Annotated in this window: 18 protein-coding genes; 11 read left to right on the top strand and 7 right to left on the bottom strand. The window is 70.5% G+C overall.

Annotated elements, in window-relative coordinates; genetic code table 11:
- Nucleotides 1-80: 80 nt before the first annotated feature.
- On the bottom strand, nucleotides 81-2,846 hold the full coding sequence (locus tag I7S92_RS13720; protein ID WP_287865582.1) for a [protein-PII] uridylyltransferase: 2,766 nt from the start codon (nucleotides 2,844-2,846) through the stop codon (nucleotides 81-83).
- Between the two features lie 4 nt (nucleotides 2,847-2,850).
- Nucleotides 2,851-4,026, bottom strand: a complete 1,176-nt coding sequence (locus I7S92_RS13715) for a penicillin-binding protein activator (protein ID WP_197645260.1) — start codon at nucleotides 4,024-4,026, stop codon at nucleotides 2,851-2,853.
- 71 nt (nucleotides 4,027-4,097) lie between these two features.
- Between I7S92_RS13715 and rsmI the strand changes: the two genes are divergently transcribed.
- The 3 genes from rsmI to gshB are packed head-to-tail and all read left to right on the top strand — an operon-like array spanning nucleotide 4,098 to nucleotide 6,392.
- Complete coding sequence (gene rsmI / locus I7S92_RS13710; RefSeq protein WP_354001335.1) at nucleotides 4,098-4,988, top strand: 16S rRNA (cytidine(1402)-2'-O)-methyltransferase; 891 nt, start codon at nucleotides 4,098-4,100, stop codon at nucleotides 4,986-4,988.
- A 3-nt stretch (nucleotides 4,989-4,991) separates the two neighbouring features.
- Nucleotides 4,992-5,390, top strand: a complete 399-nt coding sequence (locus I7S92_RS13705; protein WP_197645258.1) for a YraN family protein — start codon at nucleotides 4,992-4,994, stop codon at nucleotides 5,388-5,390.
- 57 nt (nucleotides 5,391-5,447) lie between these two features.
- The gene (gene gshB / locus I7S92_RS13700) at nucleotides 5,448-6,392 is read left to right on the top strand and encodes a glutathione synthase (protein ID WP_197645256.1); all 945 of its coding nucleotides are present in this window, start codon (nucleotides 5,448-5,450) and stop codon (nucleotides 6,390-6,392) included.
- A gap of 91 nt (nucleotides 6,393-6,483) precedes the next feature.
- On the opposite strand, the gene I7S92_RS13695 is transcribed toward gshB, so the two are convergent.
- From I7S92_RS13695 to cobU, 4 genes are all read right to left on the bottom strand, one after another.
- Nucleotides 6,484-8,001, bottom strand: coding sequence for a YifB family Mg chelatase-like AAA ATPase (locus I7S92_RS13695; RefSeq protein ID WP_197645254.1), 1,518 nt, complete (start codon nucleotides 7,999-8,001; stop codon nucleotides 6,484-6,486).
- A gap of 180 nt (nucleotides 8,002-8,181) precedes the next feature.
- Nucleotides 8,182-9,054 (bottom strand): glutathione S-transferase, encoded by an 873-nt coding sequence (locus I7S92_RS13690; protein WP_197645252.1) that lies wholly within the window; start codon nucleotides 9,052-9,054, stop codon nucleotides 8,182-8,184.
- A 72-nt stretch (nucleotides 9,055-9,126) separates the two neighbouring features.
- Nucleotides 9,127-9,693, bottom strand: a complete 567-nt coding sequence (locus tag I7S92_RS13685) for a histidine phosphatase family protein (protein ID WP_197645250.1) — start codon at nucleotides 9,691-9,693, stop codon at nucleotides 9,127-9,129.
- Nucleotides 9,694-9,745: 52 nt separating this feature from the next.
- On the bottom strand, nucleotides 9,746-10,285 hold the full coding sequence (gene cobU, locus I7S92_RS13680) for a bifunctional adenosylcobinamide kinase/adenosylcobinamide-phosphate guanylyltransferase (protein ID WP_197645247.1): 540 nt from the start codon (nucleotides 10,283-10,285) through the stop codon (nucleotides 9,746-9,748).
- A gap of 42 nt (nucleotides 10,286-10,327) precedes the next feature.
- On the opposite strand from cobU, the gene I7S92_RS13675 reads away from it, so the two are divergent.
- The 5 genes from I7S92_RS13675 to I7S92_RS13655 are packed head-to-tail and all read left to right on the top strand — an operon-like array spanning nucleotide 10,328 to nucleotide 14,768.
- Nucleotides 10,328-11,206, top strand: a complete 879-nt coding sequence (locus tag I7S92_RS13675) for an RNA polymerase factor sigma-32 (RefSeq protein ID WP_197645245.1) — start codon at nucleotides 10,328-10,330, stop codon at nucleotides 11,204-11,206.
- A gap of 54 nt (nucleotides 11,207-11,260) precedes the next feature.
- Nucleotides 11,261-11,965, top strand: a complete 705-nt coding sequence (locus I7S92_RS13670) for a gamma-glutamylcyclotransferase (RefSeq protein ID WP_197645243.1) — start codon at nucleotides 11,261-11,263, stop codon at nucleotides 11,963-11,965.
- A gap of 52 nt (nucleotides 11,966-12,017) precedes the next feature.
- The gene (gene coaBC / locus I7S92_RS13665) at nucleotides 12,018-13,211 is read left to right on the top strand and encodes a bifunctional phosphopantothenoylcysteine decarboxylase/phosphopantothenate--cysteine ligase CoaBC (RefSeq protein ID WP_197645313.1); all 1,194 of its coding nucleotides are present in this window, start codon (nucleotides 12,018-12,020) and stop codon (nucleotides 13,209-13,211) included.
- Nucleotides 13,212-13,266: 55 nt separating this feature from the next.
- On the top strand, nucleotides 13,267-13,737 hold the full coding sequence (gene dut, locus I7S92_RS13660; protein ID WP_197645310.1) for a dUTP diphosphatase: 471 nt from the start codon (nucleotides 13,267-13,269) through the stop codon (nucleotides 13,735-13,737).
- Nucleotides 13,734-14,768 carry a HesA/MoeB/ThiF family protein gene (locus I7S92_RS13655; protein ID WP_354001334.1) on the top strand — a complete coding sequence of 345 codons (1,035 nt, stop codon included), beginning with the start codon at nucleotides 13,734-13,736 and terminating at the stop codon, nucleotides 14,766-14,768. Before dut ends, I7S92_RS13655 begins: the two co-directional genes overlap by 4 nt.
- Nucleotides 14,769-14,872: 104 nt before the next feature.
- Here the strand turns inward: I7S92_RS13655 and I7S92_RS13650 are convergent, their stop codons facing one another.
- Nucleotides 14,873-16,240 carry an amidase gene (locus I7S92_RS13650; RefSeq protein ID WP_197645241.1) on the bottom strand — a complete coding sequence of 456 codons (1,368 nt, stop codon included), beginning with the start codon at nucleotides 16,238-16,240 and terminating at the stop codon, nucleotides 14,873-14,875.
- A 183-nt stretch (nucleotides 16,241-16,423) separates the two neighbouring features.
- Between I7S92_RS13650 and I7S92_RS13645 the strand changes: the two genes are divergently transcribed.
- From I7S92_RS13645 to I7S92_RS13635, 3 genes are all read left to right on the top strand, one after another.
- Nucleotides 16,424-16,825 (top strand): hypothetical protein, encoded by a 402-nt coding sequence (locus tag I7S92_RS13645; RefSeq protein ID WP_197645239.1) that lies wholly within the window; start codon nucleotides 16,424-16,426, stop codon nucleotides 16,823-16,825.
- Between the two features lie 69 nt (nucleotides 16,826-16,894).
- The gene (locus I7S92_RS13640; protein ID WP_197645238.1) at nucleotides 16,895-17,677 is read left to right on the top strand and encodes a transporter substrate-binding domain-containing protein; all 783 of its coding nucleotides are present in this window, start codon (nucleotides 16,895-16,897) and stop codon (nucleotides 17,675-17,677) included.
- A 34-nt stretch (nucleotides 17,678-17,711) separates the two neighbouring features.
- Nucleotides 17,712-18,506, top strand: a complete 795-nt coding sequence (locus tag I7S92_RS13635; protein ID WP_197645237.1) for an amino acid ABC transporter permease — start codon at nucleotides 17,712-17,714, stop codon at nucleotides 18,504-18,506.
- Nucleotides 18,507-18,531 lie beyond the last annotated feature (25 nt).

The raw sequence follows: 18,531 nt of genomic DNA, 5'->3' as shown, positions 1-18,531 counted from the left end.
CGTCCCCCCCGGGGCCCGCGCGCGGGGGGGCCCCCCCCCCCCCGGGCCCGCCCCCCCCCCCCCCCCCGCGCCGGTAGGGTTCATGCCCGCGCCCGCTCTGCACCCTCGGCGATGGCGACGCGGAGCTTGCGGTCCAGCGCCTCTTGCCGGTGTTTCTGGTGCAGTTTCAAGCCGAACATGTCCTTGACGTAGAAGGTGTCCACCACCTGCGCGCCATAGGTCGCGATCACGGCCGAGGCGATGTAGATGTTGTTGCCGGCCAGCGTCCGGGTCAGGTCGTAGAGCAGGCCCGGACGGTCGCGGGTATCGACCTCGATGATGGTGTAGATGTCCGATCCTTCGTTGTCGAAGGTGATATGGGTCGGGAAGCGGAACTCGCGGTCGCGCTTCTTCAGCTTGTCGCGGTCCTTCAGCGCCTCGCGCGCCACGACCTCGCCCTTCAGGGTCTTGTCGATCATCTGCCGCAGGCGGGGCAGGCGGCTGGCCTCGTAGGGGTGGCCTTCGATGTCCTGGACCCAGAAGACGGCGGTGGCATAGCCGTCCTTGGAGGTATAGGTCCGCGCGTCCACCACGTTCGCGCCGACCAGCGCCAGCGCGCCGGCCAGGCGGCTGAAGATGCCGGGATGGTCGGCGAGCGCAAAGCAGGCCCGCGTCGCGTCGCGGTCGGGATCGGGATGCAGGTCGATGCGGATCTCGTCATCGGAAAGGCCTTGCAGGAGCTGGGCGAAGACGACATGGGTGTCGGTCGAAAGCCCCTGCCAGTAGGGGGCGTAATGCCGCGTCGTCTCGTGCTCCAGCGCGGCCTTGCTCCAGCCCGGGAGCCTTTCGCGCAGCGCGCGGGTCGCGTCGCCCATCCGGTTTTCCCGGTTCAGCGTCTCGAGGCCCCCCTCCAGCGCATCCGCCGTCTGCTGGTAAAGCTGGCGCAGCAGCATGGCCTTCCAGTTGTTCCAGGTGCCGGGGCCGACGCCGCGGATGTCGCAGACGGTCAGCACGGTAAGGAGGTCCAGCCGCTTCTTCGACTTCACCGCCTTGGCGAAGTCGCGCACCGTCCTGGGATCGCCGATGTCGCGCTTTTGCGCCGTGTCGGACATCAGCAGGTGATAGCGCACCAGCCATTCGACCGTCTCGCATTCCTCGGGCTCCAGCCCCAGCCGGGGACAGATCCGCCGCGCGATCTGCGCGCCGAGGATCGAATGGTCCTCGGGCCGGCCCTTGCCGATGTCGTGCAGCAGCAGCGCGACGTAAAGCACCCGCCGGTTGATCCCGCCCTTGAGCAGCGAAGAAGAGAGCGGCAGGTCCTCGATCAGCTCGCCCCGCTCGATCTGGGCCAGGCAGGAGATGGTCTGGATGATGTGCTCGTCCACCGTGTAATGGTGGTAGACGTTGAACTGCATCATCGCGACGATGGGCTCGAATTCGGGGATGAAGGCGGAGAGCACCCCGAGCTCGTTCATCCGGCGCAGGCTGCGTTCCGGGTTGCCGTGCTTCAGGAGCAGGTCCAGGAACAGCCGCCGCGCCTCGGGGTTCTCGCGCAGCTCGTCGTCGATCAGGTGCAGGTTGGCAGCCACCAGCCGCATCACGTTGGGGTGCAGCAGGTAGCCGGTCCGCAAGGCCTCTTCGAAGACGCGCAGGATGTTCAGCTTGTCGGCAAGGAAGGCTTGCGGATCGGCCACGTCGATCCGGCCCTGCACCAGCTTGTAGCCCCGGCGGACGCGCTTGGTCAGCTTGAAGATGCCGAAGATGCTGGCCTCGCGCTTGGCGTGACGGGCCTCGAGCTCGGTCAGGAAGATCCGGGTCAGTTCCCCCACCCGGGTCGCGTGGCGGAAATAGTCCTGCATGAAATGCTCCACCGCCCGCCGCCCGCCCGCGTCGCGATAGCCCATCCGCGCCGCCACCTCGACCTGGAGGTCGAAGGTCAGCACATCGGCCGGCCGGCCGGTGATGTAGTGCAGATGGCAACGCACGGCCCAGAGGAAATCCTCGGCCCTGGCAAAGCTGTCGAACTCCTCGCGCGACAGGAGGCCGGCTTCGACCAGCCCCTCGGCTGAAGGCACCCGGTGCAGGTATTTCCCGATCCAGTACAGCGTCTGCAGGTCGCGCAGCCCGCCCTTGCCTTCCTTGACGTTGGGCTCGAGCACATAGCGCTGGCCGCCCTGGCGCCGGTGCCGCTCGCCCCGCTCGGCCAGCTTGGCCTCGATGAATTCGGGGCCCGAGTTGCGGAAGAGCTCGGACCAGAGCGCGCTGTCCACCGCCTCGGCCAGGGAGGCATCGCCGCAGATGAAGCGATGCTCCAGGAGCGCGGTGCGGATGGTGATGTCCTCACGCGCGAGGCGGACGCAGTCCTTCACCGTGCGGCTGGCATGACCGACCTTCAGCTTCAGGTCCCACAGCATGTAGAGCATGGTCTCGATCACGCTCTCGGCCCAGGGCGTGATCTTCCAGGGCGACAGGAACAAGAGGTCCACGTCGGATTGCGGCGCCATCTCGGCCCGGCCGTAGCCGCCGACCGCCAGGACGGCAAGGCGCTCGGCCTCGGTCGGATTGGCCAGCGGATGCAGAAGCCGGGCGGAGTCGAAGGCCACGCGGACCAGCACATCGGTCAGCGCCGCCTGGGCCGCGACCAGGCCGCGCGCGGCGCGCGGGGTTTGCAGGAAACGCGCCTGAAGCGCCGCATTCGCCGCCGCCTTGGCCGCCTGCAGATGCCGCACCACGACCGCCCGCCCGGCCTTGCCATCCTCGGCCCCGGCCAGATCGAGACGCACGGCCTGAAGCAGCGCCTCGGCATCCGGCCGGGGATAGTCCGGCCCGGCCTCGCGTGCGAGTGGGGCCTCGGCGACGGTTGTCACGATGTCAGAACCCGGCCCCGGCAAAGCTGCGCGGCGCGCTGTCGATGACGACGACCTGGCCGCCGCGGATCGTGGCCACGGCCAGCCCACGCTCGTTCGTGCCGTTCGGCAGCAGGCGGAAGATGCCCGAGACGCCCGCGAAACCGGCCGGTTGCGTCAGCGCGTTCTTGCTCAGCGGGGCGCCCTTCGACGCCCGCGCCAGCGCGCCGATCGCGGCGATCCCGTCATAGGCGAGGCCTGCGATCGCGGCCGGCTGGCTGCCATAGGCCGCCTGGTAGCGCGACTGGAACTGCGCGTGAAGGCCCGGATCCGGCATGGCGAACCAGCCGCCCTGGACCCCGGGCAGGGCCAGGGTCGCGGGCGGGATGTCCCAGCGCGTCAGGCCGATGAACTGGGTCGAGGCCCGGTCGATGCCGTTGTCGACCAGAAGCTGGCTGAGGAGCGGCAGCGCCCCGGCGGTGTCGGCGGTCAGGAACAGCGCCGTCGCGCCCGAGGACCTGGCCGTGTTCACTATGCCGCTGGCCGCCTGGACGATGCCGTTCTGCGAGAATTCATACGAGGTCACGCCCACCACCGAGCCGCCCGCCGCCTGCACCCCGCGCTCGATCGCGGCCTTGCCGACCTCGCCCGCGACGTTGCGGTCATGCACCACCAGGATCTTCGACTTGCCGCTGCGCACCGCATAATTCGCCAGCCGCCGGGCGGTGTTGTCGAAGGTCTGGCCCAGGACGAAGACATTGCCGCCCGCGATCGCGGCGTTGTTCGAGAAGGCGAGCACGTTCACGCCGGAATTGGCCACCGCGACCCCGGCCGCATTCGCCTCTTCCGAGTAGAACGGCCCCAGGATCACCTGCGCGCCCTCGTCCACCGCCTGTTTCGCCAGCGCGCTGGCCTTGGCGGGGCTGCCGCCGGTCTTGTAGACGCGCAGGTCGATCTGCACGCCCGACAGGTCCGCCATCGCCAGCCGCGCCGCGTTTTCCAGGTTGGAGCCGAAGATCTCGTCCTGCGACTGGCCCGAGCCGGAAGGGATGAGGAGCGCGACCTGCACCGCCCCGCCCTTGCCCTGCGCCGGGCCGGTGGACGGCCCCCCGGCGGGGACGCAGGCCGAGACCACGGCTGCCGCGAGGACAAGGAAGATCTGGCCCAGCGACTTGCGGGCCCGGCGAATTGCGGACAACATCAGGGTTCCTCACTCTCGTGGCGCGATGATGGCCCGGGGAAGGTAAAGGGTTCGCAAAGGGAAGTAAACTTGTGAGGCAGACGCCAGAACCCGCCGATCCGGCCTCCAGACCCGGCCTGCGCGCCATTCCGCCGGGTCTGCACCTGGTCTCGACGCCGATCGGCGCGGCGCGCGACATCACGCTCAGGGCGCTGGATGTGCTGGCCGGCGCGGATGTGCTGGTGGCCGAGGATACGCGCACCCTGCGCCACCTGATGGAGATCCACGGGATCGCCCTGAACGGCCGCCCGGTGATCGCCTACCACGACCACTCCGGCGCGGGGCAGCTGCAACGCCTGCTGGGGATGATGGCCGAGGGCAGGAGCCTCGCCTATGCCTCCGACGCGGGGACGCCGCTGATCTCGGACCCCGGCTTCGAACTCGCCCGTGCCGCCGCCGCGGCGGGCCTGCCGCTGACCGCCGCCCCCGGCCCCTGCGCCGCGATCGCCGCGCTGACGCTCTCGGGCCTGCCCTCGGACCGATTCTTTTTCGCGGGCTTCTTGCCCGCCACCGCCTCGGCCCGCCGCACGGCGCTGGAGGAACTGGCGCCGGTCCAGGCGACGCTGATCCTCTATGAAAGCCCGAAGCGCCTGGCCGCGCTCCTGTCGGATGCGGCAAGGGTCCTGGGCGAGAGCCGCCGGGCCGCGGTCTGCCGCGAGCTGACCAAGCGGTTCGAGGAAGTCCTGCGCGGGACACTGGCCGAACTGGCCGCGGCGGTGGCCGAGCGGGAGTTGAAGGGCGAGATCGTCGTCCTGATCGACCGCGCCCCGCCCGAGGCGGTGTCCGAGGAGAAGATCGCCGCCGCGCTGGATGCGGCGCTGGCCCATATGTCCGTTAAGGATGCCGCAACTTTCGTGTCGCAAGATCTGAAGGTAGCGCGCAAGATCGCCTACAGGATCGCCCTCGCGCGCCAGCAGGAATAGGCCATGCCCTTCGATTTCGTCCCCGACCCTGTCCGACGCCGCCGCTCTGCGCGCGGTCTTGCCAATTACCACGCGGGCCATGCCGCCGAAGCTGCCGTCGCCCGGCACTACGAGGGAATCGGCATCCCGATCTGCGCCCGCAACTGGCGCGGCAGCGGCGGCGAGATCGACCTGATCGGCCGCAACGGCGACGAGGTGATCTTCGTCGAGGTCAAGTACAGCCGCACGCACGACCTTGCCGCCTCGCATATCACCCCGGCGCAGATCGCGCGGATATTCACCACGGTGGACGAATTCCTTGGCGGCGAACCCAGGGGTCTGTTGACCGATGTGCGGATCGACCTGGCGCTGGTGGACGGCATGGGACGGATCGAAGTGGTCGAAAACGCCTTCGCGGGTTGAATTGCATCTTCCCCGGGCTTGGGTCATCACTTCTGCAGGACCTGACCGGAGAATGTGATGCCCCTGAATGTCGCCCTGCAGATGGACCCGATCGGGTCGGTCAACATCAACGCCGATTCGACCTTCCGCATCGCGCTCGAGGCCCAGGCGCGCGGGCACCGGCTGTTCTATTACACGCCCGACCGGCTGACCTATGTCGAGGGCCGCGTCCTGGCCCGCGGCTGGTGGATCGAGGTCCGGCACGAGGTCGGCAATCATGTGAGCTATGGCGAGGAGACCGAGGTCGACCTCGGCACGCTGGACGTGGTCTGGCTGCGGCAGGACCCGCCGTTCGACATGGGCTATATCACGACGACGCATCTTCTGGAGATGATCCATCCCCGGACCCTGGTGGTGAACGATCCGTTCTGGGTCAGGAACAGCCCCGAGAAGCTGCTGGTCCTGCGTTTTCCGACCCTGACCCCGCCCACCGCCATCGCGCGCGACCTGGCCACGATCCGCGACTTCAAGGCGCGGCATGGCGACATCATCCTGAAGCCACTTTACGGGAACGGCGGGGCGGGGGTGTTCCGGCTGGATCCGAACGACCGCAATCTCTCCAGCCTGCATGAGCTGTTCATGGGCATCAACCGCGAGCCGCTGATCGTGCAGAAGTTCCTGCCGGCTGTCGCGCAGGGGGACAAGCGGGTGATCCTGGTCGACGGCGAGCCGGTGGGGGCGATCAACCGGGTGCCGCAGGCCGGGGAGACTCGGTCGAACATGCATGCGGGCGGGCGGCCCGAGAAGGTTGGGCTGACCGAGCGGGACCTGGAGATCTGCCGGACCATCGGGCCGGTCCTGCGGGAGAAGGGCCAGGTCTTCGTCGGGATCGACGTGATCGGGGACTGGCTGACCGAGATCAACGTGACCTCGCCCACCGGGATCCAGGAGCTGGAGCGGTTCGACGGGACCAATGCGGCCGCGCGGATCTGGGAAGTGATCGAGGCGAAGCGGCGGGGATGAGGCTGCCCGCGCGCTTTTCAAGGGCCTGGCTGCGGGCATTCACCAGGTCTTGAGCATGAGCGCAGGCGTAGGGTGGGCAATATTGCCCACCTTACAGCCCGCCTGTGGCTGAGGCGAGGCGGAAGCTGATGGCCTCGGCGATATGGGGTTTGCGGACGGATGCGCTGGCGTCGAGGTCGGCGATGGTGCGGGCGACCCTGAGCACGCGGTGGTAGCCCCGGGCCGAGAGGCCCATGCGTTCGGCCACGCGGCCGACCAGGTCCTTGCCCTCGGCATCCGGGGTCGCGAAATCCTCGAGCGCGGCGCCTTCGAGGTCGGCGTTCACCCGCAGGCCGGGATGGTTGGCGAAGCGGGTGGACTGACGCTCGCGCGCCGCGCCGACCCGGGCGGCGATGCCGGCGGAGGCTTCGCCCGAGGCGGGCAGGTCGAGGTCGGCGAAGGCCACCGGGGGCACCTCGACCCGCAGGTCGAAGCGGTCCATCAGCGGGCCGGAGATGCGGCCGAGATAGTCCTCGCCGCAGAGGGGCGCGCGGCCGCAGGCGCGGTTGGGGTCCGAGAGGTAGCCGCATTTGCAGGGGTTGGCGGCGGCGATCAGCAGGAAGCGGCAGGGATAGCGGACATGGGCGTTGGCGCGGGCGACCATGACGCTGCCGGTCTCGATCGGCTGGCGGAGGGTGTCGAGCACGGTGCGGGGAAATTCGGGGAACTCGTCGAGGAAGAGGACCCCGTTATGCGCCAGGCTGATCTCGCCCGGTTTCGCGCCGCGCCCCCCGCCGACGATGGCGGCCATCGAGGCGGTATGGTGCGGCTCGCGGAAGGGGCGGTCGCGCGAGATGCCGCCTTCGGAGAGCAGCCCGGCGAGCGAATGGATCATCGAGGTTTCCAGCGCCTCGGGAGCCGAGAGCGGCGGCAGGATGCCGGGCAGCCGCGCCGCCAGCATCGACTTGCCCGATCCGGGCGTGCCGACCATGAACAGGTGGTGCCGCCCGGCGGCGGCGATTTCCAGCGCGCGCTTGGCGCGTTCCTGGCCCTTCACCTCGCGGAAGTCGCGGGGGGAGGCGGTGCCGGTGACCTCGCCGGCCTCGGCCGGGGCGAGGGGCGCGCGGCCGGTATAGTGATGCAGGACCTCGTCCAGCGAGGCGGGGGCCAGGACCTGGGTGGCGCCGACCCAGGCGGCCTCGGCCCCGCAGGGTTTCGGGCAGAGGAGCGCGCGATCCTCGACCGCGGCGGCCATGGCGGCGGGAAGCGCGCCGGCGACGGCGATCAGGCGGCCGTCGAGCGAGAGCTCGCCCAGCGAGACCACGCCCTCGACCAGGTCGCGGGGGATGATGTCGAGGGCGGCGAGGAGGGCGACGGCGATCGGCAGGTCGAAATGCGATCCCTCTTTCGGCAGGTCGGCGGGCGAAAGGTTCACCGTGATGCGCTTGGTCGGCAGGGCGATGGAGAGCGCCTGCAGGGCGGCGCGCACGCGTTCCTTCGCCTCGCTGACCGCCTTGTCCGGCAATCCGACCAGGGTGAAGGCGGGCGAGCCGGCGGAGACGGCGCATTGCACCTCGACCAGGCGGGCCTCGACCCCTTCGAAGGCGACGGTGTAGGTGCGGGCGGTCATTCTGGGAACCCCTGGGTTGCCCCCCCCCCGCCCCCTCCCCACGAGGGGGAGGGGAGGCGCTTCATGCCCTGCGGTGGCGCATGCGGAAGGGTCCGGCGCCGGTGCCGTGGCCTTGCCTCTGGTTCCTGTCTGCATCCGCCCCATCCGGTTCACCCTGGTTAACGGGTAGGGCGAAATGGTTTACGAGTGGTAAAGGGCCATGAAGGCGGGCCAGGCCTCGGGGTCGGCGGCGGTCTTGTCGCGGCAGAAGGCGTTGCAGAAGCCGAAGCGGCGGCCGTGGAGTTCCAGGCTGTGGGTGACGGGCTTGCCGGAATAGGGGCAGGCGGCGTTCCCGCTTTCGGTGCCGGGAACGGCGCGGGCGGGCAGGGGAACGGGACCGGGCCAGTCGCGGCGGGGCCAGTCGCGGCGGTAGAAGTCCTGATCCGCGCCGTCGACCATGCCCATCGCGCGCCAGCGGCGGAACGATGGGTGGGCGAGGTGGGCGTCGACGTAGCGCATCGCCCCGGCGCTGACGGGCAGGTTGTAGGTGGCGATGCGCGTGGCGACGGGGGCGAAGAAGGCGTCCGCCGCAGAATAGGCGCCGCAGAGCCAGGGGGTGGTGGATTTTGTGGTTTCTCGCGCCCAGGACCAGAGGGTTTCGAGGCGCGCAAGGTCGGCCAGCACCTCCTCCGGAGGCTGGCAGTCGGTGTAGCTGACGCGCAGGTTCATCGGGCAATGCGTGCGCAGCTCGACGAAGCCCGCGTGCATCTCGGCGGCGAGGACGCGGGCGGTGGCGCGGGCCTGCGGGTCGGTGGGCCAGATCCCGGCCTCGGGGTGGCGGGTGGCCAGTTCCTCGGCGATGGCGATGGTCTCGGGGACGATGGAGCCCTCGGGCGTGCGCATCGTCGGGGCGGTGCGGGCGGGGAAGAAGTCCTGGAGGAGAGTGGGCAGCTCGTCGGTGTAGAGCCGGGCGGAGATCGTGCGCAGGGGGATGCCGAAGGCGTCGAAGAGGAGCCAGCCGCGCAAGGACCAGCTGGAATAGGCCCGGTCGCCGATCACGAGGTCATAGGTCATGCTGCGGTCCTTTTCGGGACAGTGAAGCGCGGGGCGGCGGGAAAGGGAAATGCCGATTTGTGCGGGCGATGATCACGGCCGGTGATTGACCGACTGCACGCCGGGCGGGGAGAGCGTCAGGCAGGTCACGGAGAGGTTGTCGATCTTCTGGGCGAAGACCTCGGCCGCGGTCACACCGCGCGCGCGTTGCAGGGCGGCGAGGATCGGGCCGAAATGGGCGACGACGATCAGGTCGGGGGCCTGGCCCTGCAGGCGGTCGAGCGCGGCCCAGCTGCGGGCGGTCAGGTCGTTCCAGCTTTCGCCGCCGGGGGGGCGGATGTCGCCGGGCTGGTCCCAGAAGGCGCGGATCAGGGCGGGGTCCCGGGCCTCGGCCTCGGCGAAGCTGCGGTCCTCCCAGTGGCCGAAGTGGATCTCGCGGAAGGCGGGGTCGTGCGGCAGGCGCGGGCGTTGGGGGCCGAGGGCGTCGGCGGTGGCCACGGCGCGGGCGAGGTCGGAGGAGATGACGGGGGCGCCGGAGGGGAGATGGGCGGAGAGGCGGGCGAGGGCGGCGGTGTCGGAAAGGTCGGCGGGCAGGTCGGTCCAGCCGATCATCGCCTTCGCATGGGTGGGACCGTGGCGGACGAGCCAGAAGCGGGTCATGTGAGTCTCTTGCGGATCGGGGGCGGGGGTAGGGTGGGCAATATTGCCCACCTTACGCGGGCGCGGGAAGGGCGCCCTTCAGCGCCAGCGGCAGGCCGGCGATCACGGTGACGACCAGCGCGGCCTCGGCGGCGAGGCGCTGGTTGAGGCGGCCCTGTTCGTCGCGGAACCGCCGGGCCAGCGCGTTCTCGGGAACTATTCCCCAGCCGGTTTCGTTTGAAACCACGACGACGGGGGCGGGGCAGGCGGCGAGGGCGGTGATGAGGGAGAGGGTTTCGGCGGCGAGGTCATGCCCGGCCAGGAGGTGGTTCGTGAGCCAGAGGGTCGCGCAGTCCACCAGGACGGCTTCGTCCGGTTGGGCGGATCGCAGCGCGGCGCAGAGATCGAGCGGGGCCTCGACCGTGGTCCAGCCGCCGGCGCGGTCCGCGCGGTGCCGGGCGATGCGGTCGCGCATCTCGTCGTCCCAGGCCTCGGCGGTGGCGATGTAGCGGCGGGGGCGGGCGGTGGCGGCGATCAGGCGCTCGGCGAAGGCGGATTTGCCCGAACGCGCGCCGCCGACGACGAGGGTGAGGGGCGGAAGTGATCCGGTCACGGGCGGGCCTCGTAGAAGGAACAGGGACGGCAGGAGGTGGTCATGGCACTTGACGGATATACCGACCTGAACGTGTCGCGCCAAGCGATGCGGGCCGAGCTTCTGGATGCCGAGACCGAGGTGCGTCTCGCCCGGGCCTGGCGCGACCGGCGGGACGAGCGCGCGCTGCACCGGCTGATCACCGCCTACATGCGGCTGGCGATCAGCATGGCCGCGCGCTTCCGCCGCTATGGCGCGCCGATGAACGACCTGATCCAGGAGGCGAGCCTTGGGCTGATGAAGGCGGCCGACAAGTTCGATCCCGAACGCGGGGTGCGCTTTTCGACCTATGCGGTCTGGTGGATCAAGGCCTCGATCCAGGACTATGTGATGCGCAACTGGTCGATGGTGCGCACCGGCTCCACCTCGAGCCAGAAGGCGCTGTTCTTCAACCTGCGCCGGGTGCAGGCCAAGCTGGAGCGCGAGGCGAGCCGGCGCGGCCAGATGCTGGACCAGCACCAGTTGCGGCAGATGGTGGCGGCCGAGGTCGGCGTCCCGGTCGCGGATGTCGAGATGATGGAGGGGCGGCTTTCGGGCAGCGACTATTCGCTGAACGCCACCCAGTCCTGGGACGAGGACGGGCGCGAATGGATCGACGTGCTGGAGGACGAGGCCCCGCAGGCCGCCGAGGCGGTCGAGGGCGCGCATGACGGCGAGCGGCTGCGCGGCTGGCTGGTCGCGGCGATGCAGGCGCTGAACCCGCGCGAACGCTATATCGTGGCCGAGCGCAAGCTGAAGGGCGAGGGGCGGACGCTGGAGAGCCTGGGCGACGAGCTGGGCCTGTCGAAGGAGCGCGTGCGCCAGCTGGAAGCGGCGGCCTTCGCCAAGATGCGCCGCAGCCTGGAGACCCAGTCGGGCGAGGTGCGGCACTTCCTGGGCTGACCCTTGACGCGAGGCTGTCCTGCGTGGACCATCCGGCAGGAAAGGGGGGAGATCATGCCCCGTGTCCCGGACCCGCCAAGCCTGACGCCGGACCATATCGCCCGGGTGCATCGCGAGATCGCCGATGCCGGGCCCGCGCCGGGGGTCGAGCAGCAGACCGATGCCGATTACGGGCATTGGGTGGCACATATCCTGAAGGACCATGCGCCGGGCGCCCCGATCCAGCTCTTCGCTTCCGGCTCGCTGATCTGGAAGCCCGAGATCGACCACCGGGCCGAGCGTCCGGCGGTGGCGCAGGGCTGGCACCGTGCCTTCTGCCTGCGGGTGCACCGCTTTCGCGGCACGCCCGACCAGCCCGGCCTGATGATGGCGCTGGACCGGGGCGGCCAGTGCCGGGGCGTGGTGCTGGAGTTGCCGCCCGAGGACCCGGCGGTGCAGCTGGACCGGCTGTTCCGGCGCGAGTTCACGGTGAAGCCGATCAACAACATCCCGCGCTGGCTGGTGGTGCGGACGCCGGACGGGCCGGTGAAGGCGCTGGGCTTTGTGATGAACCGCGCCTCGCCCTATTACGCGGGCCGCCTGCCGCCCGAGGAGGTGGCCCGCACGCTCGCGCGCGCCTGCGGCCATTGGGGGACGGGGGCGGAATACCTGCTGAACACCGTCACGCAACTGGATGCACGCGGCATCCGCGATGCGGGGCTTTGGCGGTTGCAGGCGCTGGTCGCGGCGGAGATCGAGCGGATGCCGCCGGGGAGTTGAGTTTGCCGCCGCCCGCCCCTAAACCTTGGGGCAGGCGATGGGGGAGCTGCCGATGCTGGCTGGCAAGCGCATACTTCTGATCATCGGCGGCGGCATCGCGGCCTACAAGACGCTGGAGCTGATCCGACTGGTCCAGAAGGCGGGGGGCATGGTCACGCCGGTCCTGACCCGGGCGGGAGCGGAGTTCGTGACGCCCTTGTCGGTGGGGGCGCTGGCGAAGTCGAAGGTGCATGCTGCGCTGTTCGACCTGACGGCAGAGGCCGAGATGGGGCATATCGAGCTCAGCCGTTCGGCCGACCTGCTGGTCGTGGCCCCGGCGACGGCGGATCTTCTGGCGAAGATGGCGGGGGGGCGGGCGGAGGATCTGGCCTCGACCCTGCTGCTGGCGACGGACAAGCGGGTGCTGGTGGCCCCGGCGATGAACGTGCGGATGTGGCAGCATCCGGCGACGCAGCGCAACCTTGCGACCTTGCGGGGTGACGGGGTGCTGGTCGTCGGGCCGGACGAGGGCGAGATGGCTTGCGGCGAATACGGGCCGGGGCGGATGGCGGAGCCTGCCGTCATCCTGGAGGCGATTGCGGCGGCGCTGGGCGGGGGGCCCTTGGCGGGCAGGCATGTGATCGTGACCTCGGGCCCCACGCATGAGCCGATTGATCCGGTGCGCTATATCGCCAATCGGTCGTCGGGTGCGCAGGGCACGGCGCTGGCCGCCGCGCTGCGCGATCTGGGGGCGCGGGTGACCTTCGTGACGGGGCCGGCCTCGGTGCCTCCGCCGGGCGGGGTGGGGGTGGTGCGGGTGGAAACGGCGCGCGAGATGGCGGCGGCGGTGGCGGCGGCGCTGCCTGCCGACGCGGCGGTGATGGCGGCCGCTGTCGCCGACTGGCGGGTGGCCAACGCCTCCGGGCAGAAGCTGAAGAAGGATGGCTCGGGCAAGGCCCCGGCGCTGGAGTTCGCCGAGAACCCGGACATCCTGGCGACGGTGTCGAAGGGGCCGCAGCGGCCCCGTCTGGTGGTAGGCTTTGCCGCCGAGACCACGGATGTGGTGGCCCATGCCACGGCCAAGCGGGCGCGCAAGGGCTGCGACTGGATCGTGGCGAATGACGTGTCTCCGGGCACCGGGATCATGGGCGGGGCCGAGAACGCGGTCACGCTGATCTCGGAGGCCGGGGCCGAGGAATGGCTGCGGATGGGCAAGGACGAGGTCGCGCGGAAGCTTGCGGCGCGGATTGCCGAGGCGTTGCGCTAGCCGAGGCGTTGGAGCCTCCGGCGGGGATATTTGGGGACAGAAAATGGCAGAACCGATGCGGCCGGTGGTGAGTGTCGTCTGGGAGGATTGGGCCGACCGGAGCCTGCCCTTGCCGGCCTATCAGACCGCGGGGGCAGCGGGGGCGGATCTCTGCGCGAACTTCCCGCCGGAGGCGCGCGAGGCGGGGCTGGTGCTGCCGCCGATGGGGCGGGCGATCTGTCCGACCGGGATCCGGGTGGCGGTGCCGGAGGGCTATGAGATGCAGGTGCGGCCGCGCTCGGGCCTGGCGTCGAAGCACGGGATCACGCTGCCGAACACGCCCGGCACCATCGATTCGGATTACCGGGGGCCGCTGGGGGTGTCGCTGATCAACCTGGGGCCCGAGCCGTTCCGGATCCGCCATGGCGACCGGGTGGCGCAGGTGGTGGTGGCCCCGGTGGTGCAGGCGGGTTTCGCGGTAGTGGACGGGCTGGACGAGACGGCGCGGGGGACGGGGGGGTTCGGCTCGACCGGGATCGGCTCGTGATCGGGGTCCTGGGGTTTCTGGGCCTCTGGGCGCTGGGGCGCTGGCGCGGCTGGGGCGAGCGCTGGCTGCTTGCGGCTGCGGCGGGCTGGTGGGTCCTGCTGCTGCTGGTGCATCTGCCGATGCAGGTGGAGAACCCGCTGGCGCGCGTCACGGGCGGCGACTTCCGGGCCTGGGCCGTCGCCGGCCTGCTGGCGGCGCTGGCGCTGGGCTACCGCGAGGTCCTGCGGGCGCTGCTGCGGCGGCGGGCTCTGGCCGCCCCTGTTGTCGCTACGGGGACGTTCCGCGAGGCGGAACTGGACCGCTATGCCCGCCACATCATCCTGCGCGAGATCGGCGGGCCGGGGCAGAAGCGGCTGAAGGCGGCGAAGGTGCTGGTCGTGGGGGCGGGGGGGCTGGGGTCTCCGGTCCTGCTGTACCTTGCCGCGGCGGGGGTGGGCACGATCGGGGTGATCGACGACGACGTGGTGGAGGGGTCGAACCTGCAGCGGCAGGTGATCCACACCGACGGGCGGATCGGGATGCCCAAGGTCTTCTCGGCCGAGGCGGCGATGCGGGCGTTGAACCCGTTCATCGAGGTCCGGCCCTATCACCGCCGTCTGACCGGGGAGATCGCCCGCGAGCTGGTGGCGGAATATGATCTGGTGCTGGACGGGACCGACGATATCGACACCCGTTACCTGGTGAACCGGGCCTGCGTGGCGGCCGGGGTGCCGCTGGTCAGTGGCGCGATCACGCAATGGGAGGGGCAGCTGAGCCTGTTCCATCCCGCGGCGGGGGCGCCCTGCTATGCCTGCGTCTTTCCGGTGAAGCCGGCCCCCGGCCTGGTGCCGACCTGCGCCGAGGCGGGGGTGGCCGCGCCGCTGCCGGGGGTGATCGGGGCGATGATGGCGATGGAGGCGGTGAAATGGGTCACCGGGGCGGGGGAGGGGCTGGCGGGGCGGCTGATGATCCACGATGCCCTCTTTGCCGAGACGCGGGTGATCGCGGTGAAGCGGCGGGCGGAGTGCGAGGTCTGCGGAGGGCGGCACTGAGGGGCGCCTGCGTGGTGCCGACCTGCGGGTTTAGTGCGCTGTAGCGCAGCCGGCAGGTCGAGGGCCTTGGCGGCGGGCGGGGAGGAGCTGGGCTGAAGCCCGGCCTAGGTTGCGGGGATTTCCGGGGCGAGGAGGTCGGCCAGGTCGAGGAGGATGTGCTCGCATCCCCGGTCGGCGAGGGCCTGGATGCCCAGGGGATGCGTGGCGGTGCGGCCGGTGGTGACGGTCAGGCCCGGCAGGCCCATGAAGGGCGGCGCGATCTGGGGCATCTGGGCCTCGATCACCTCGGCGAAGGCTTGCGGTGAGGAGGTGTCGTAGTGGTCGGGGAAGGGAAGCCGGCCGGAAACGGGGGTCAGGAGGACCGGCCAGTCGGTGAAGAAGCCACGCCAGAGGCGGGCGAGGCGGGCGCGGGATTGCAGGGCGCGCATGAAGGTCTCGAGCGTCGGGGGCGGGGCGAGTTTCAGGAACTCGGCATGGACGAAGCTGGCGTCGGGATCCGCCTCGCGGGCGACGGCCTCGGCCCCGCCGAGGGCGAATTCGGAGAGCCAGAGGGTGAGTTGCAGCTCCATCGCCTCGCGGAAGGGGGGAAGGGCGGGGGTGCCGATCTCCCAGCCGTGGGAGGCGAGGGTCTGGGCGGCGGCGGTGAGGGCGTCGCGAAGCGCGGGATCGGTGGCGAGACCGTCGGGGGCAAGGGCCAGGGCGGCGCGCCTGGCGTAGGGGGCGGCGGTGGCCGGGGTCCACCAGGGATCGCGCGGGTCGGGCTGCGACAGGGCGGCGAGGCCGAGGCGCAGGTCGGCGGCGGAACGGGCGAGGGGGCCGGAGGTGGCCATGAGCTGCCCGCCGATCAGCCGGTCGCCGCCGGTGGCGTTGAAGGCGGCGACGCGGCCGAGACCGGGGCGGAGGCCGTGGATGCCGCAGGCGTAGGCCGGGTAGCGGATCGAGCCCGCGATGTCGGTGCCATGCGCGATCGGGCCGAGTCCGGCGGCGGCGGCCGAGGCGGCGCCGCCGGAGGAGCCGCCGGGGGTCAGGCCGGGGAAGGCGGGGTTCCGCGTCGCGCCGTGCAGGCTGTTGCGGGTGAACCAGCGCAAGCTGAAGGCCGGCGTGTTGGTGCGGCCGACGATGACCGCGCCGGCGCGGCGGAGGTTGGCGACGGGCGGGCTGTCCCCGGTTGCCAGGCGGTTCGCCTGGAGGCGCAAGCCGTTGGTGGTGGCCTGGCCCGCCTGGTCGACGTTGACCTTGACGGTGACGGGCACGCCGGCGAGGGGGCCGGGGTCCTCTCCCCTTGCGAGGCGCTGGTCGATGGCGCGGGCCTGGGCCAGGGCCGCGTCATCCATGCGCTGGACGATGGCGTTGAGGCCGGGATTCAGCCGGTCGATACGGGCGAGGCTGGCCTGCACCGCCTCGAGAGCCGAGAGCCGGCGGCTGCGGATCAGGGCGGCGAGCGCGGTGGCGGTGAGCGTGGCGGGATCCATGGGCGTTTTGTGGACCGGATCCGTCCGGCTGGGAAGGGGGTAGGGTGGGTGAATCGCCGGCCGATGTCGCACGGGCCGGGAAGATGGCTGCCTCCGGCGGTGGTGGCTGGGGGAGGCGCGGCGCCGGGGAACTGGGGCGGGCGGGGCACGTTGTCCCTGGGCAGCAGCAATCGGAGGAACCCGATGGTCATGTCACCGATGTTCCAGAGCCTTGCCCCGGTCCTGGGAAGGACCGGCCTTTACCTGGGCGGGGTGGGGCTGAGCGTCACCGTGGCGCTTGCGGCCGCGCCCGTTCCGCGCGCCGAGGAGGCGCTGTCGCTGACCGAGAGCTATTGCGATGCGCGCAACGTGGTGGCCGTCACCCTGCGGCATGACTTCGACGAGACCCCGCGCCTGACCCAGGTCACGGCGGAGGGGATGACGATGGAGCTCTGGGCCTCGGAGCTGATGGGAACCTGGACGGTCGTGCATCATGGCGGCGACGGGATCAGCTGTATCGTGACCTCGGGCCAGGACTGGACCGGCGCGGCGGATGCGGCGGTGGTGCTGGACGCGGCGCTGGGCGAGGCAGTCTGGGGGGCCTGAGCCGCGGCCTTGCATCGGCGGGCGCAGGTGGCATAGTCGGCGGCGGACATACCAGCCGGGAGCTGACCGATGAAACTGACCGCCGTCCTGATGGGGCTTTCCCTGTCCACCCTGCCTGCCATGGCGCAGGACCTGCCGGATCTGGCGGGCCGCGAGGTCGTGGTGGTGACCGAGAACGCCTATCCGCCGCTGCAGTTCATCGACAAGGAGGGCCAGGCGGTCGGCTGGGAATATGACGCGATGGCCGAGATCGCCAAGCGGCTGAACCTGGCGGTGACATATCAGAACACCAGCTGGGATGCGATGATCCCGGCGGTGGCCGAGGGCCAGTACGACATCGGCATGACCGGGATCACCATCAAGGACGAGCGCAAGGAGCAGGTCGATTTCTCGGAGCCCTACATGCGGTCGGAGATGCTGATGATCGTGCGCGGCGATGAGGCGCGGTTCACCGACGCGGCCTCCTTCGCGGCGGACCCGGAGCTTCTGGTCAGCGCGCAGCCGGGGACCTCGCCCTTCTACGCGGCGGTCTACGAGATCCTGGACGGCAACGAGGAGAACCCCCGCGTGATCAAGTTCGAGACCTTCGGAGCGGGGCTCGAGGCGCTGAAGGCGGGCGACGTGGACCTGACGCTGTCGGATTCGACGGCGGCGAACGGGTATGTGGCGGCTTCGAACGGGGGGCTGAAGATCATCGGCGCACCGCTGGCGAGCGAGGATTTCGGCTTCATCTTCCCGAAGGGCTCGGACCTGGTGGCGCCGGTCAATGCGGCGATCGCGGCGATGAAGGCGGACGGGACGCTGGACGGGCTGAACCGGAAGTGGTTCGTCGACTACAAGATGGGCGAGTGAAGGGCCGCCCCCGGCCGGCTCCGGGGGCAACCGCATGACGCCGAACGCAGAGCCTGAACGCGACTTTCCCTGGTGGCTGGTGATCCTTGCGGTCACCGGCCTTTGGCTTTTGTACGAGATGCTGTCGGACGAGGTCTATGCCGGGGCGCTGCGCATCCTGACCAAGGGGCTGGGGGTGACGCTGGCGGTGGCGGTGGTGGCCTATCTCGGGGCCTGCGTCATCGGGCTGGGACTGGCGGTGATGGGGCTGTCGAGGCATCTCGTCCTGCGGCAGGCGGCGCGGCTTTACATCGAGGTGATGCGGGGCGTGCCGATCATCGTGCTTCTCCTCTACGTCGCCTTCGTGCTGGTGCCGGGGCTGGTCTCGGGCGTGAACCTTCTGGCGGGAGAGGATGTGCTGCGCACGCGGGACGTGCCGCTTCTCCACCGCGCGGTGCTGGCGCTGATGCTGGCCTATTCCGCCTTCCTGGCCGAGATCTTCCGGGCCGGCCTGCAGGCGGTGGACAAGGGCCAGGTCGAGGCCGCGATGGCCCTGGGGCTGAATGGCTGGCAGCGGTTCCGGCTGGTTCGATTTCCACAGGCGTTCCGGCTGATCCTGCCGCCGCTCGGCAATGATTTCGTCGCAATGGTGAAAGACAGCAGCCTCGTGGCGGTGCTGGGGATCTCCGACGTGGCGCAGCTGGCGAAGGTCACGGCGGCGGGGAACTTCCGTTATTTCGAGACCTACAACGTGGCGGCCTTCCTCTATCTGGTGATGACCATCGGGCTGTCACTGCTCTTGCGCCGGTTCGAGGCGCGGATGCGCTCGCGCGGGCGGGACGCTTCGTGACTCGAGCGCCTGACGGCGCAGGTCC

Origin of the sequence: Tabrizicola soli (assembly GCF_015999335.1) — a bacterium.
Taxonomy (GTDB): domain Bacteria; phylum Pseudomonadota; class Alphaproteobacteria; order Rhodobacterales; family Rhodobacteraceae; genus Tabrizicola; species Tabrizicola soli.
Note: the sequence above shows the minus strand (reverse complement) of the source record. Positions and strands in the feature narration are given on the sequence as shown.

What these genes read in the sequence shown, in the direction of transcription:
- I7S92_RS13635 (WP_197645237.1), top strand. Translation starts at nt 17,712, where the DNA reads ATGACGCCGAACGCAGAGCCTGAACGCGACTTTCCCTGGTGGCTGGTG.
- I7S92_RS13640 (WP_197645238.1), top strand. Translation starts at nt 16,895, where the DNA reads ATGAAACTGACCGCCGTCCTGATGGGGCTTTCCCTGTCCACCCTGCCT.
- dut (WP_197645310.1), top strand. Translation starts at nt 13,267, where the DNA reads ATGCGGCCGGTGGTGAGTGTCGTCTGGGAGGATTGGGCCGACCGGAGC.
- I7S92_RS13690 (WP_197645252.1), bottom strand. Translation starts at nt 9,054, where the DNA reads ATGACCTATGACCTCGTGATCGGCGACCGGGCCTATTCCAGCTGGTCC.
- I7S92_RS13705 (WP_197645258.1), top strand. Translation starts at nt 4,992, where the DNA reads ATGCCCTTCGATTTCGTCCCCGACCCTGTCCGACGCCGCCGCTCTGCG.
- gshB (WP_197645256.1), top strand. Translation starts at nt 5,448, where the DNA reads ATGCCCCTGAATGTCGCCCTGCAGATGGACCCGATCGGGTCGGTCAAC.
- I7S92_RS13715 (WP_197645260.1), bottom strand. Translation starts at nt 4,026, where the DNA reads ATGTTGTCCGCAATTCGCCGGGCCCGCAAGTCGCTGGGCCAGATCTTC.
- I7S92_RS13645 (WP_197645239.1), top strand. Translation starts at nt 16,424, where the DNA reads ATGGTCATGTCACCGATGTTCCAGAGCCTTGCCCCGGTCCTGGGAAGG.
- I7S92_RS13670 (WP_197645243.1), top strand. Translation starts at nt 11,261, where the DNA reads ATGCCCCGTGTCCCGGACCCGCCAAGCCTGACGCCGGACCATATCGCC.
- I7S92_RS13695 (WP_197645254.1), bottom strand. Translation starts at nt 8,001, where the DNA reads ATGACCGCCCGCACCTACACCGTCGCCTTCGAAGGGGTCGAGGCCCGC.
- I7S92_RS13650 (WP_197645241.1), bottom strand. Translation starts at nt 16,240, where the DNA reads ATGGATCCCGCCACGCTCACCGCCACCGCGCTCGCCGCCCTGATCCGC.
- coaBC (WP_197645313.1), top strand. Translation starts at nt 12,018, where the DNA reads ATGCTGGCTGGCAAGCGCATACTTCTGATCATCGGCGGCGGCATCGCG.
- I7S92_RS13685 (WP_197645250.1), bottom strand. Translation starts at nt 9,693, where the DNA reads ATGACCCGCTTCTGGCTCGTCCGCCACGGTCCCACCCATGCGAAGGCG.
- I7S92_RS13675 (WP_197645245.1), top strand. Translation starts at nt 10,328, where the DNA reads ATGGCACTTGACGGATATACCGACCTGAACGTGTCGCGCCAAGCGATG.